The following is a 12,698-nucleotide window of genomic DNA, read 5'->3' as shown; positions in this document are numbered from 1 at the left end:
GCACGACGGCTGAGGTCTTTTTCCGTGGCAATCTCGTCCGAGGGGATCTCATATGTCTTCTCGCGGCCGAGGTTTCCGGCCCGGCGGGAACTCGTTGGGCACGGCGTCAGAAATCCCTGGGGTGACCTGAGTTGCCGACCGAAAGGAACATGATGAAGTCCCTGAAGGCTGCCGTTGTCGTTGCCGGTTCCGTGGCCCTCGCCGGCGTCGCCGCGCCCGCGTTCGCCCACAACTCCACCAACGTGACGCCCACCAGCCTCAACGGAGCAGTCAACCGCCTCACCTCGGGTGGCCTCACCGTGCGCGACGTGATGCCGCTGCGGCACCAGTCGGACGCGCTCGACACCGAGAACAAAGCCTCCGTCCTCAGCACGGTCAAGGGCGCCACCACCGCCCTGAACCAGCACGGCTCGCTGCTCGGCGGACTGCCCCTGCAGGGCTGACACCCCGCACGGACGCCACAGCAGGGGCCGGTACCCGCACACCGCGGCACCGGCCCCCGGCGTGTTCGACGCCGCTTCGCTCGATCGTGTGGCGCGTCCCCGGGCACTGGTCCGGAAGGGTGAGAAGCCGCCCGGCCGCGGCGCGGCCCGTCGATAAGGTCGCGCGGTGACCTCAACCTCAAGCGATGCCCGCCCCGCCGTCCGCGCCGCCGAACTCGGCACCCTCGTCGTCCTGCCGTGGAGCGGCGAGGCCCCCGACGGCACCGACATGCCCTACCTGCTGGCCTACTCCCTCGGGGACGCGGCGGGCGGCCCGGAGGCCACCGCGGCCGCGGTCCGGCAGCTGCTCGTGAGCAACGGTCTGCCGGTCGACGGACGGCTGGTCGACGGCACCGCCAAGCCCAGCCTGCCCGTCACCCTGCTCGTCGAGGCCGGCCAGGCGGTGCTCAACATGCCCCAGCTGGTCGCCCAGGCCACCGCGCCGCGGGAGTGGCTCGCCGCCGTCGCCGCCCGCGGCTACGCCTACCTCGTCTTCACCACCCGCGCCTGGCCCGAGGCCGCCCCCGGCCGGCCCGTCGAGGCCGCCGCGCTGGCCGACTTCGCGGGTGCCGAGGAGACCCTGACCGCCGCCGCGCACGTGACCCTGCCGGCCCGCAGCCTGCGCGGCTGATGCCCAGAACCCTGGCCGGCGGCAGAGGGTTCGGACTGCTGCTGGTGCTCACCGGGGCGGCGGGACTGCTCGCCTCCTGGGTCATCACCCTCGACAAGTTCAAACTGCTTCAGAACCCGGCCTTCGTCCCCGGATGCAGCCTGAACCCGGTGGTGTCCTGCGGCAGTGTGATGAAGAGCGACCAGGCCTCGGTCTTCGGATTCCCCAACCCGATGCTGGGCCTGGTGGCCTACGGCATCGTCGTCTGCGTCGGCGTGAGCCTGCTGGCCGACGCCTGCTTCCCCGGCTGGTACTGGCTGCTGTTCGAGGCCGGGTGCCTGTTCGGCGTCGGGTTCGTCTCCTGGCTGCAGTTCGAGTCGCTGTACCGGATCAACGCGCTGTGCCTGTGGTGCGTTCTGGCGTGGGTCGCGACGATCCTGATGTTCTGGTACGTCACCTCGCTGATCGTCGGGAACGGTTTCCTGCCCGCCCCCGGCCGGCTGAAGGGCTTCTTCGCGGAATTCACCTGGGTGCTTCCACTGCTGCACATCGGTGTCGTGGGCATGCTGGTCCTCACACGCTGGTGGGACTTCTGGACGAGCTGATGAGTGACGGGCCGACTATTGCTGCACTCGGGCGAATTGTGCGCTGAAGGCGTTTTCCGGCTCGTTCCGCGGTACGGACGTCGAACCCCCGCATCCTGAAAGGGACCGTACCTGACATGAAGTCGACCACCCGAGGAACCCTTGCCGTCATCGTCACGGGCGTCGCGGCCGCCGTGGGAGCCACGGCCACCCCCGCAGCGGCGGTCGGAACGGTCCCCGTTCCCGTGCCGCTGGAGGGTGTCTCCAACTCCCTGAACACCGAGATGCCCAAGGCCGGTCTGAACCTGCCGCTGCCGACGCCCGGTGCTCCCGACGGTCCTCGGTACGTCACCGGACGGCTCCTGCCCGACCGCACCCTGCCCCAGCTGCCGCTGCACGGCGCGCTGCCGGGCGCCGGCCTGTCGACGCCGGTGCCGCACCTCCTCGGTGACGGCTTCGACCACGTCGGCGTCGACGCCCCCGCCTCCCACCTGCGCACCCTTGCCCCGGGCCTGTCCCTGGACGCCCCGCTCACCCCGCCCGATCCCGACCGCTTCGGCCTCCCGGACCTCAAGCTCCCCCGGGCCGGCGTGCTCGCCCCCGCCCTGCAGACCGTCCCGGCCGCCGACCTGGGTCTGGGCCCGGGCTTCTAGAAGGCCGCCGAAAAGCCGTACCGGCCGACCGTGCGGCGAAGAGCCCCGGCGCTCGAGGTGCCGGGGCTCTTGCCTTGCCTTGCCGCAGCCGCTGTCGCTGTCGCCGTAGCTGCCCAGGTGTCGCCGGTGTCCTAACCGCCCTGGTTGGTGCAGGAGTTGCCGAAGGCCGGGTTCAGCAGACCGATCACGTCGACGGTGTTCCCGCACACGTTGAGGGGGACGTGGATCGGGACCTGGACCAGGTTGCCGGAGAGCACGCCGGGCGAGTTGGTGGCCACACCCTGGGCGCCGCTGTCGGCGAGGGCCAGGCCGGCCCCACCGATCACCACGGCACCGGTGCCGAGGGCGACGACGGCCGCCTTCGCGATGCGAGACATCACGTTCTCCTTCTTGTTGCTCGGAAGTACCGACGGCAGGACCGACCCGCCGCACTTCCCCTTCAACGGCCCGGTGCGGGGCTGGTCACGGTGATCGTGCGGGGATCACCCTTCCCACGGCGTGAGGATCCCCCGTCCAGCGGGAGCGGGCCCGCCCGCGTGAGCCGGTGCGACGACCGTGCGGCGACATGACGGATTCATATGGCGGGCACGCGGTTTTCACTGGCAGGAACGTGAAGCGGTGAGTGGGAACCGGGGCCCCGGGCGTGCGAACGTCACAGAGAGGAAAGGGGCACCCATGGAAACGGGGATTCTGGGGCCGCTCGTCGTGCGCGTAGCCGGCACGTCCGTGGTGCCCACCGCGGCCAAGCCGCGCCAGATGCTCGCGCTCCTGGCGGTCAACGTCGGGCGTGACGTCAGCATGGCCACGCTGGTCGAGGAGCTGTGGGACGGCAGTCCGCCGGGCGGGCCGGCCGGAGTCGTGCAGACGTATGTGAAGCAGCTGCGCCATGCCCTCGCCTCCGCCGCCGCGGGCCTCGGCCCCGGCGCGCCGCAGGCCAAGGAGCTGCTGAGCCGGGGCCACACCGGATACGCGCTGAACCTGCCCGGGGCCACGACGGAGGCTCAGGCCTTCCAGGAACTCGCCGAGGCGGGGCTGCGCGCCGCCGCGCCGGACGGGGACGCCGAGACGGCGGCCCGGCTGCTCCGGCAGGCGCTGGCCCTGTGGCGCGGCCCGGTCTTCGCCGACGTACGCACCGGTCCGGTGCTGCACGCCGAGGGACTGCGGTTGGAGGAGGCGCGCCAGGCGGTGCTGGAGGCGCGCCTGGCGGCCGATCTGCGCCTGGGGCGGCACGCCGAGATACTCGGCGAACTCGCCGCGCTCACCGAGCGGTTCCCCTTCCAGGAGAACCTGCACGCCCTCCTCATGGCGGCGCTCTACCGAAATGGCCGATCCTGGCAGGCCCTGGAGGCCTTCCGGCGGCTGCGCGCGACCTGTGTGCGCGAGCTCGGCATCGAGCCGTCGCCCCGGCTGCAGCGCCTGCACCAGGCGATTCTCGACCCGGACCCCCGGTCCGACGTCCTCGGGACCGCCCTTGATCCAGGTTTGGCCGTTCTTTAGGCGCTCCCGGCACTCTGAGGGCGTACCGGCCGGATCCGTTCCCCGAGGTGACGGTGTCCTCCCGGCCCGGTGGTGGCACCCCCGCGCAGACCCCCCGTCGCCGCGCGGGCCGTGCACCACCCGGTTCGGCAGGCCTTCGGAAACCGTGCGGCGTGGCGGATTCCGGCCGGTTCTTCACGCTGGAGCGAACCGAGGCGGAGCGAGATGACGCGATACCTGGCCCGGAGTGTCACCGACGATTCCGACGACACGATCCGGCTGTTCTGCTTCCCGTACGCGGGCGGCGGTGCCTCCGCCTACGGGCGCTGGCAGCGCACGCTCGACGCGCACGGGGCGGGAGTGCACGTGCTGCCCGTGCAACTGCCCGGCCGCGAGGGGCGGATGGACGAGCCCCGGTTCACCGATCTGTGGGCGCTCGTCGCGGACATGGACGAGCAGCTCGACGCCGAGCTGGAGCGGCCGCACATCTTCTACGGCCACAGCATGGGCGCCCTGCTCGCCTACGCGCTGGCCTGGCGCCGCCAGCAGCGCGGCGCGAACATGCCGCTCGCCGTCGCCCTCAGCGCCTACCGTGCGCCGCACCTGCCGGCGCCGAAGATCGCCGACCCGGACGCCAGCGACGAGGAGCTGATCGACTCCCTCGCCGCCCTCGGCGGCATACCCGAGGTGCTGCTCAAGCACCCGGACTTCCTCACCGCGCTGCTGCCCGTGGCCCGCGACGACCTGATGCTGTGCACGGGGTACGCGGCGGCGCACGACACCGAGCCGCTGCGGGTCCCGCTGCACCTGTACGCGGGGCGGCGCGATCGGCTGGTGTCCGTGTCCGAGGTGCTGTCCTGGCGCCGGCACGCCGGCCGCGGCTGCGAGGTGCGCACGATGCCGGGCGGGCACTTCTTCGTACGGGCCCACGAGGGGGAGTTCCTGCAGGAGCTGGCCGGGCTGACCCGCCTGTACGGCAGCCGGGTGCCGGTGGCGGCCTGACACCGGCCACGGGCCCCGCCGGACCGTGACCGGTTCATGGTCCGGCGGGACCCACCGGGTCACCGGGGTCTCACGGTCCCGCGAGGCCCACCGGGTCACCGGGGTCTCACGGTCCCGCGAGGCCCACCGGGTCACCGAGGAGCCCACGGTCCCGTGGGACCCACCGGGTCACCAGGGATGCACGGTCCCGTGGGGCCCGGCTGATCATGAGGGATTCACGGGGGAGCGCGGCGCGACTCCCTTCTTCCGGTCTCCCTCGGCGTGTCAGATTGGCGCGAGTGGAAGGAGCGGGCGGACCAGCGGACCGGCGTGTCGACTCCTGCCGTTCCTCCCCAGACAACGCGCCGGTCGCCGCCGACCCGGCCCCGACCGGACTCCCGCCCGAGCAGGAGGTGCGCCTTGAACCCGCCTCACGAGCCGTCCGACAGACCCGACACACCCCTGCTCGACAGCGTCTACGGCCCGCAGGACGTCCGTCTCCTCGAACCCGGGCGGGTGCCCGGACTCGCCGCGGAGATCAGGGACTTCCTCGTCGCCTCGGTGCCGTGCGCCGACGGCCGGCTGGACGCCAATCTCGGCGCCGTCGAGCTGGCCATCGCGCTGCACCGGGTCTTCGACTCGCCGCGCGACGCGGTCCTGTGGGACACCGGCCACCAGTCCTGGGCCCACCGGCTCGTCACCGGGCGCAAGGACATCGGCCGGCCGGACCGCGGGGACGGCCCGGCGGGCGGCGGCTCCGCACGGGCGGCGTCGCGGCACGACCCCATCGAGACCTCCCGCGCCTCCACGGTCCTGTCCTACGCCGACGGGCTCGCCAAGGCCTACCGCATCGCCGGCCGCGACGACCGTCATGTCGTCGTGGTCGTCGGCGACGGGGCCCTGGCGGGCGGCATGGCCTGGGAGGCGCTGAACAGCATCGCGGCCGCCGGGGACCTGCGCCTCGTCGTGGTCGTCAACGACGACGGCGGCTCCGAGGGCCCCGTGCGCGGTGCCCTCGCCGGCCACCTGGCCACGCTGCGCACCCGGCGCGGCTTCGAGCGGTTCCTCGACACGGGCCAGGAGATCCTGCGCCGTACCCCCGTCGTCGGCGGCCCGCTCCAGGGCGCCCTGCGCGGGGCGAAGAAGGGACTGCACCAACTGGTCGCCTCCCAGGGCCTGTTCGAGGACCTGGGGCTCAGGTACCTCGGACCCGTGGACGGGCACAGCGTGCCGGACCTGGAACAGGCGCTGCGCCTGGCGAAGGACGGCGGCCCGGTGGTGGTGCACTGCGTCACCCGCAGGGGAAAGGGCGCTCCGCGCCGCCCCGCCGAGGCGGAGGGGACCGCACGGCACGGCGGCGCCCCGGTCCTCTCCGCCTTCGGCCCCGCCGACGGCCGGCCCCGCCCCCAGCCCTGGGAGTCGGTCTTCGCCGAGGAGATGGTCAAGGCCGGCGCCGACCGCCCCGACGTCGTGGCCGTCACGGCGGGGGTACCCCGGCCCGTCGGGCTCGGCCCGTTCGCCGACACCTTCCCCGAGCGGTTCTTCGACGTCGGCGCCGCCGAGCGGCACGCCGTCACCTCGGCGGCGGGGCTGGCCACCGGGGGACTGCACCCGGTCGTCACCGTGCACCCGGCCTTCCTCGACCAGGCCTTGGAACAGGTGCGTTCGGACGTGGCGCCGCTCGGCCTCGGCGTCACCCTCGTGCTCGGCGGGGCGGACGCGGACGCCGCCGGCGAGGACGGCCTCGGCCGGCCCGGCCCGGGAGACGGCGCGCCCTGCCGGCCCCTGCCCGGCCTGCGGCTCGCCGTGCCCCGCGACGGGGCCCGGCTGCGGGCGCAGTTGCGCCAGGCCCTGGAGGTGTCCGACGCGCCCACCGCGGTGTGGTTCCCGCCGGGCGACACCGGGCCCGACATCGAGGCCGTGGCGTACGACGGCGGGGTCGACGTCCTGCGCCGCGGGCGGGGCCGCGATGTGCTCGTCGTCTCCGTCGGGGCCATGGCACCGGCCTGCCTGGAGGCCGCGCGGCTGCTGGAGGCCGAGGGCGTCTGCGCGACCGTCGTCGACCCCTGCTGGGTGCAGCCACTGGACGCCGCGCTCCCGCGGCTGGCGGCCGGGCACCGGCTGGTGGTCACCGCGGCGGACGGCGGACCGGGCGGCGGCGTCGAGGCGGCCCTCCTCCAGGAACTGAACGACGCCCGTGTGGCCGTACCCGTCCTGCGGACCGCGCCCGGGCCGACCGGAGCGGACATCGCGCACGCGGTGCTGGGCCGGCTGCGGGACGGGACATGACGGCCTTCGCGTACGACGTCACCGCCCCGGCACCCGGCAGGACCGCCTCCGCGCGCGGCACGGCCTCCCGCGTGGACGCCTCCAGTACGGCGTCCGCGCCGCACCCTTCCCCTACGGCGTCCGCGCCGCACCCTTCCCCTACGGCGTCCGCGCCGCACCCTTCCCACGACCCCTTACGCGACTCCTTACGTGCCTGCGCACGCGGCTCCGTGCCCGCGGGGACGCCCCGCTGTGCGTAGCCGACTGAATCGCGAGGTCAACGAGATGCCCCCCCACCTGATGATCCCGCCGCCTCGCGCACCACCCCTGTATCCAGGTGAAAGGAACCGGTCATGGCATCTCCCTCTCGTCCCTCTCCAGGGGGGCCGCGCACCGCCCTCGTTCTCGGCGGGGGGCTCGCGGGCGTCCTCGCCGCACACGAACTCTCCCCCCACGTCGACTCGGTGATCCTCGTCGACCGGCGCGGCGACTCCGCGTCCCACGCGGCCCCGGGCGGCACCGACCCCGCCGTCATGCTGCACTCCGCGGGCGCCCGCGCCCTGGACGCCCTGCTGCCCGGCATCGTCAACGACCTCGTCATGGCCGGTGCCCACCGGCTCGGCATGACGAAGGACATGGCCATCCTCACCCTCCGCGGCTGGCTGGCGCACGGCTGCGACGGGCAGTTCGTCATCACCTGCACCCGGGACCTCGCCCGGCGCGTGGTGCGCGAGCGGGCGCTGCGCCCGGACAACATCACCGTCCTGGCGAACACCGAGGCCGTCTCGCTGACCGGGGACGCGTACCTGCTGACCGGCGCGGTGGTACGGGACCGGGCCACCGGAACGGTACGACGGCTCGACGCCGAGATCGTCGTGGACGCCACCGGACGCGGCACCGGCGTCGCCGACCGGATCAGCGAACTGGGGCTGCCGCCCGTGCCCGTGGACTCCCTGGACGGCGGGATCGCCTACGCCACCCGGATGTTCCGGCTCGCCCCCGAGGTCGCCGCCGGCCGCCCCGCCGTGCACATCCAGCCCGACCCCTCCACCGACAGCCGTGGCGGCACGCTGCTGCCCGTGGAGGGCGACCGCTGGATCGCCACCTTCGTCGGCATGCGCGGCACCGAACCGCCCGTGGACGAGCGTGAGTTCACGAGGTTCGCCGGGGTGCTGCGCGACCGTGCCCTCGTCGACCTCCTGGCCGGTGCCGAGCCGCTGGGTCCGGTGAGCGGCCTGGACGGCCTGGTGAACCGCAGGCTGCACCTGAAGTGGCTGCCGCGGGTCCCGAAGGGGCTCATCGTGCTCGGCGAGGCGGAGACCTGCTTCAACCCGGTGTACGGCTACGGCGCGTCCACCGCCGCGATGTCGGTCCTGGCGCTGCGCCGGGGCCTGGAGCGGTACGGCACCGGCGACAAGCTCACGCCCCGCGTGCGGCGTGCCGTCGCCAAGACCACCCAGGGACCCTGGGGCACGTCCTCCCCGGGCGAGCGGCGGCATCCCGAGACCGTCGCGACCATGCAGCCCAGCCGGGCCGCCCTCGCCGTGATGCGGGTGCTCGGCCGCTACACCGACCGCGTCCTGCGGGCGGGGACGGGACGCCCGGCCGCCACCCGGGCGCTGGTGGACATCATCACGCTCTCCCGGAGCCCGGCCGCGCTGCTCACCCTGCCGGTCGTGGCCGCCGCGGTGCGCGGACCGGGCCCGGACGCCCAGCTGCACACCCCGCCGCCCGCCGCGGCCCCCCGCGCCCGGACCACGCGTCCCGTCGCCGGCGGCGTCGCCGACGGGGGCGTCGCCGTCACCACCAAGGCCGTTCCGATACCCGCCGGTTCCGACGCGGACGGCGCCGGACGTTGACCCGCCCCGCACGGCCGGCTCATCGGGGATTGCCTGGTTTGGCCGCAGTTTAGGGAACGTTGCGAGGCTGGACGCGCGCCTGCCCGGGGCCGTGTCCGGCCTCGCGGCGCGTTCGTCCCCCTTCTCAGGCGCACGGTTCCGTGGTGCCTGAGCCCTCCAAGGCCCCGAGGAGCGAATTCATGTCCAACCACACGCATGCCGGCGGTGCCATCCGCAGCTCGACGTCGCGGCCGGTCCGCGTCGCCTGGGGGCTGCTGGCCGCCTTCCTGGCCGTCTGGACGGTGTTCGAGGCGGTGAAGCACGCCGGGTGGGTGATCCCGCTCGCGCTGCTCGGCCTCATCGGTCCCGACCTGTCGTTCTTCGTCGGGGCGTCGGGCCCGCACCAGCACGGTCAGCTCCCGCGCGGCACCGTCCCCGTCTACAACCTGCTGCACCGGCCGCTCGCGCCCCTCGCCGTCATGACGGTCGCCGCGCTCCTGTCGGACGGTCCCGGTGACAACGCCGCGCCCTTCACCTTCGGTCTCGCGTGGATGCTGCACATCGCGCTCGACCGGTCCCTGGGGTACGGACTGCGCACCGCCGAGGGCTGGCAGCGCTGACCGGCTCCCGACACGTTCGAGGCCCGCCGCCCATCGGGGCGGCGGGCCTCAGTCGTTCAGGCAGCCTCGGTCGTTCAGGCGGCGGTGGCCTGCTCGGCCGGGGCGGCGGCCTCATCGGCACCCGCACCGGCGCCGGCACCGGCCTCGGCACCCTCACCGGCCGGGCGGATGCCCCGGAAGCCGATGACGCCGTTGGCGATGCTCAGCACCAGGAAGACCAGCAGCACGGTGAACCCGGACTGCAGGCCCTCGACGAGCACGACGTCGTGGTGGGCGCCGGTCTTGGCGACGTCCGTCATGCGGTTGTTCATGACGGTGACGGCGACCGCGATACCGAAGGCCGCGCCCAGCTGCGTCGAGGCGTTGAGCAGCGCCGACGTGGAGCCGGAGTCCTCGTCCGTGGCCTGCGAGGTGCCGACGACCGGCGTCGGGATCAGGCAGAGCACCAGGCCGACGCCGAACACCGCGGTGACCGGCAGCAGGTAGCCCCAGTAGCCGTGGTGCACCGGAAGGCGCGTCAGCATCACGACGACCACCGCGAAGGCGACCGTACCCACCAGGTACATGCCACGCGGACCGGTCTTGCCGATCAGCTGCGAGGCGACGGGCGCGAGGACCAGCAGCGCGATGCTCACCGGCAGGTACGCGAGGCCGGTCTGCAGCGGGCTGTAGCCGAGCACGCCCTGCATCCACAGCGGAAGCAGGAAGAAGATCGGCATCATCATGGCGGCGGTCAGGAACTCGCCCAGGCTGCCGGCCACCACGGACCGGGTGCGGAACAGCCGCATCGGCACCAGCGGGGCCGGGCTGCGCCGCTCCACCGACACGAACGACACCAGGAGCACGGCGGCGACGACGAAGGAGGAGAGCACCTTCCAGTCGGTCCAGCCCTCGTCGCTGCTGGAGACGATGGCGTACACCAGCAGCAGCACACCGCCGGTGCCGGTCACCGCGCCGGCGACGTCCTTCGCGGGCCGGTCGCCGGACGGCCGGGGCAGCTTGACCAGGGCCAGCGCGGCGGCGGCGAGGGCGACACCGACCGGCACGTTGATCCAGAATGCCCAGCGCCAGTCGGCGTTGACGATGGCACCGCCGAGGATGGTGCCGACGCTGGCGCCGATGCCGATGACCGCGCCCCACACACCGAAGGCCTTCGCCCGCTCCTTCGGGTCGGGGAAGACGGTCACCAGGATCGACAGGGACGCGGGCGACAGCGCGGCCGCGCCGATGCCCTGGACGGCTCGCGCGGTGAGCAGCGCGGTCTCGTTCTCGGCGAGACCGGCGCCCAGCGAGGCGAGCGTGAACAGCGCGAGGCCGAACAGGAACACCTCCCGCCGGCCCACCACGTCGGCCAGCCGGCCGCCGAGCAGCAGCAGACCGCCGAAGAGCAGGACGTAGATGTTCATCACCCAGGTCAGACCGGTGGTCGACAGACCGATGGCCGACTGGAGCTTGGGGCCCATCACGTTGATGATCGCCGAGTCGATGGCGATGACGAACTGTGCGACGGAGACAACGCCCAGAATCCACCAGCGCCGCGCGGGGGCGTCGGTGGTGGGCGCGGTGTTTTGGAGCGGCATGGGTCCTCCTGCCGGTCGCTCCGGAAAGCCGGGACTTCCGCGGGTCGGGGACGGCGGATCGGAAAGCGGAACACGGGAATCACGTGTGCGTGGAGCGTAGGACGGGGCGTTGAAGCCGCCCTAAAGCCAGGCGAACCAGGCGCCTTTGCCGTGGCACAAGCCGATATTGCGAGGATCTCGGCGCCCGTTTTCCGATGGGGGCACCCACGGTCCGCTCCCGGCCCCCCATGCCCGTACGGAGGCAGCATCCATGGAGTCAGTGGACACCGTCACACCGCCCGCGCCGGGCGGTGCCGACCATTCCGAGCCGACCGGACCGTCCGAGCCCACCCTGGACTATCCCTTCCATCGGCCGTCGGCGGTCGAGATACCCCGCGTCTACGCCGAGTTGAGGGACCGCTGCCCGGTCGCCCATGTGCGGCTGCCCAGCGGTGACGAGGGGTACGTCGTCTCCCGTTACGACGACGTGCGCACCGTCCTGGCCGACCCCCGCTTCAGCCGGGCCGCCACCACCGCGCCGGGCGCCCCCCAGCTCACCAAGACGCCCCCGCTGGCCGGCGGCCTGTTCACCATGGACCCGCCCGAGCACACCCGGCTGCGCCGGCTGGTGTCGAAGGAGTTCACCTTCCGGCGCGTGCAGAACCTGCGGCCGCGGATCCAGGAGCTGACCGACGGGCTCCTCGACGCGATGGAGAAGCAGAGCCCGCCCGTCGACCTCAACACCGCGCTCGCCTTCCCGCTGCCGGTGATGGTGATCTGCGAACTGCTCGGGGTGCCCTTCGAGGACCGTGACAAGTTCCGCGGCTGGTCCGACGCCTTCGTCTCCCTCACCTCGCACACGCCCGAGGAGATGGCCGCCCAGCGCAGGTCGATGATCGAGTACCTGGCCGCGCTCATCCAGCGCAAGCGGGAGGAGCCGACCGACGACCTGATGGGCGCGCTCGTCACTGCGCACGACGAGGAGGGCCGGCTCACCGAGCACGAGCTGATCACCATGGGCATCACCCTGCTCGTGGCCGGGCACGAGACCACCGTGTCCATGATCGGCAAGTGCATGCTCACCCTGCTGCGCCACCCCGAGCACCTGGCCGCGCTGCGCGACAGCCCCGAGCACATCGACCACGCGGTCGAGGAGCTGCTGCGCATCAACCCCATCGGCGACGGCGGACCCCTGCGGGTGACCCTGGAGGACGTCGAGGTCGCCGGCACGCGCATCCCCAAGGGCAGCGCGGTCCTCGCCGCGATCTGCTCCGCCAACCAGGACGCGGAGCGCTTCGCCGAGTCCCCGGCCGACGCGTTCGACCCGGCCCGCCCCACGGCCGGCCAGCACGTCGCCTTCGGGCACGGCCCGCACTTCTGCCTCGGGGCACCGCTGGCCCGCGCCGAACTCCAGATCGTCATCGGCTCGCTGATCCGCCGCTTCCCGGCCATCAGGCTCGCCGAGGACGTCGAGGACCTGCACCTGACGACCGGGATGATGGTGCACGGCCTGGAGCGGCTGCCGGTCACCTGGTGAGGACCGGCCGCACCACCGCGCGGCCGCGGTGAGACGGGACGACGACAGAGGACGACGACAGAGGCGGCGCCACCGGGAGGACCGGTGGCG

12 protein-coding genes are annotated in these 12,698 nt (G+C 73.3%); 10 read left to right on the top strand and 2 right to left on the bottom strand.

Features of this window, described 5'->3' with window-relative positions:
- The first annotated feature begins 152 nt into the window (after window positions 1–152).
- From ABZ865_RS27110 to ABZ865_RS27095, 4 genes are all read left to right on the top strand, one after another.
- On the top strand, window positions 153–443 hold the full coding sequence (locus tag ABZ865_RS27110; RefSeq protein WP_361236339.1) for a hypothetical protein: 291 nt from the start codon (window positions 153–155) through the stop codon (window positions 441–443).
- Window positions 444–609: 166 nt separating this feature from the next.
- Window positions 610–1,113 (top strand): DUF5949 family protein, encoded by a 504-nt coding sequence (locus tag ABZ865_RS27105; protein WP_361235512.1) that lies wholly within the window; start codon window positions 610–612, stop codon window positions 1,111–1,113.
- Window positions 1,113–1,697, top strand: coding sequence for a vitamin K epoxide reductase family protein (locus ABZ865_RS27100; RefSeq protein WP_361235509.1), 585 nt, complete (start codon window positions 1,113–1,115; stop codon window positions 1,695–1,697). Before ABZ865_RS27105 ends, ABZ865_RS27100 begins: the two co-directional genes overlap by 1 nt.
- A gap of 116 nt (window positions 1,698–1,813) precedes the next feature.
- Complete coding sequence (locus ABZ865_RS27095) at window positions 1,814–2,329, top strand: hypothetical protein (RefSeq protein ID WP_361235506.1); 516 nt, start codon at window positions 1,814–1,816, stop codon at window positions 2,327–2,329.
- Between the two features lie 131 nt (window positions 2,330–2,460).
- Here ABZ865_RS27095 and ABZ865_RS27090 read toward each other — a convergent pair whose 3' ends face one another.
- Window positions 2,461–2,706 carry a chaplin gene (locus ABZ865_RS27090; protein WP_361235503.1) on the bottom strand — a complete coding sequence of 82 codons (246 nt, stop codon included), beginning with the start codon at window positions 2,704–2,706 and terminating at the stop codon, window positions 2,461–2,463.
- Between the two features lie 298 nt (window positions 2,707–3,004).
- Between ABZ865_RS27090 and ABZ865_RS27085 the strand changes: the two genes are divergently transcribed.
- The 5 genes from ABZ865_RS27085 to ABZ865_RS27065 all read left to right on the top strand — a co-directional run bounded on the left by ABZ865_RS27085 (window position 3,005) and on the right by ABZ865_RS27065 (window position 9,512).
- On the top strand, window positions 3,005–3,826 hold the full coding sequence (locus ABZ865_RS27085; RefSeq protein WP_361235500.1) for an AfsR/SARP family transcriptional regulator: 822 nt from the start codon (window positions 3,005–3,007) through the stop codon (window positions 3,824–3,826).
- A gap of 204 nt (window positions 3,827–4,030) precedes the next feature.
- Window positions 4,031–4,807, top strand: a complete 777-nt coding sequence (locus tag ABZ865_RS27080; RefSeq protein ID WP_361235497.1) for an alpha/beta fold hydrolase — start codon at window positions 4,031–4,033, stop codon at window positions 4,805–4,807.
- A 399-nt stretch (window positions 4,808–5,206) separates the two neighbouring features.
- Window positions 5,207–7,075, top strand: a complete 1,869-nt coding sequence (locus ABZ865_RS27075) for a 1-deoxy-D-xylulose-5-phosphate synthase N-terminal domain-containing protein (protein WP_361235494.1) — start codon at window positions 5,207–5,209, stop codon at window positions 7,073–7,075.
- Window positions 7,076–7,407: 332 nt separating this feature from the next.
- A complete protein-coding gene (locus ABZ865_RS27070; RefSeq protein ID WP_361235491.1) occupies window positions 7,408–8,913 on the top strand; it encodes an FAD-dependent monooxygenase in 1,506 nt (501 codons plus the stop codon).
- 179 nt (window positions 8,914–9,092) lie between these two features.
- Window positions 9,093–9,512 (top strand): DUF4260 family protein, encoded by a 420-nt coding sequence (locus tag ABZ865_RS27065; RefSeq protein ID WP_361235488.1) that lies wholly within the window; start codon window positions 9,093–9,095, stop codon window positions 9,510–9,512.
- Between the two features lie 74 nt (window positions 9,513–9,586).
- Here ABZ865_RS27065 and ABZ865_RS27060 read toward each other — a convergent pair whose 3' ends face one another.
- Window positions 9,587–11,092, bottom strand: a complete 1,506-nt coding sequence (locus tag ABZ865_RS27060) for an MFS transporter (protein ID WP_361235485.1) — start codon at window positions 11,090–11,092, stop codon at window positions 9,587–9,589.
- A 250-nt stretch (window positions 11,093–11,342) separates the two neighbouring features.
- On the opposite strand from ABZ865_RS27060, the gene ABZ865_RS27055 reads away from it, so the two are divergent.
- Complete coding sequence (locus ABZ865_RS27055) at window positions 11,343–12,608, top strand: cytochrome P450 (protein WP_361235482.1); 1,266 nt, start codon at window positions 11,343–11,345, stop codon at window positions 12,606–12,608.
- The last annotated feature ends 90 nt before the right edge of the window (window positions 12,609–12,698 follow it).

It is taken from the genome of Streptomyces sp. NPDC047085 (assembly GCF_040643735.1).
GTDB lineage: Bacteria > Actinomycetota > Actinomycetes > Streptomycetales > Streptomycetaceae > Streptomyces.
Note: the sequence above shows the minus strand (reverse complement) of the source record. Positions and strands in the feature narration are given on the sequence as shown.

Coding starts and splice junctions, on each gene's coding strand:
- ABZ865_RS27095 (WP_361235506.1), top strand. CDS start 1,814: ATGAAGTCGACCACCCGAGGAACCCTTGCCGTCATCGTCACGGGCGTC.
- ABZ865_RS27060 (WP_361235485.1), bottom strand. CDS start 11,092: ATGCCGCTCCAAAACACCGCGCCCACCACCGACGCCCCCGCGCGGCGC.
- ABZ865_RS27100 (WP_361235509.1), top strand. CDS start 1,113: ATGCCCAGAACCCTGGCCGGCGGCAGAGGGTTCGGACTGCTGCTGGTG.
- ABZ865_RS27085 (WP_361235500.1), top strand. CDS start 3,005: ATGGAAACGGGGATTCTGGGGCCGCTCGTCGTGCGCGTAGCCGGCACG.
- ABZ865_RS27090 (WP_361235503.1), bottom strand. CDS start 2,706: ATGTCTCGCATCGCGAAGGCGGCCGTCGTCGCCCTCGGCACCGGTGCC.
- ABZ865_RS27055 (WP_361235482.1), top strand. CDS start 11,343: ATGGAGTCAGTGGACACCGTCACACCGCCCGCGCCGGGCGGTGCCGAC.
- ABZ865_RS27080 (WP_361235497.1), top strand. CDS start 4,031: ATGACGCGATACCTGGCCCGGAGTGTCACCGACGATTCCGACGACACG.
- ABZ865_RS27070 (WP_361235491.1), top strand. CDS start 7,408: ATGGCATCTCCCTCTCGTCCCTCTCCAGGGGGGCCGCGCACCGCCCTC.
- ABZ865_RS27065 (WP_361235488.1), top strand. CDS start 9,093: ATGTCCAACCACACGCATGCCGGCGGTGCCATCCGCAGCTCGACGTCG.
- ABZ865_RS27110 (WP_361236339.1), top strand. CDS start 153: ATGAAGTCCCTGAAGGCTGCCGTTGTCGTTGCCGGTTCCGTGGCCCTC.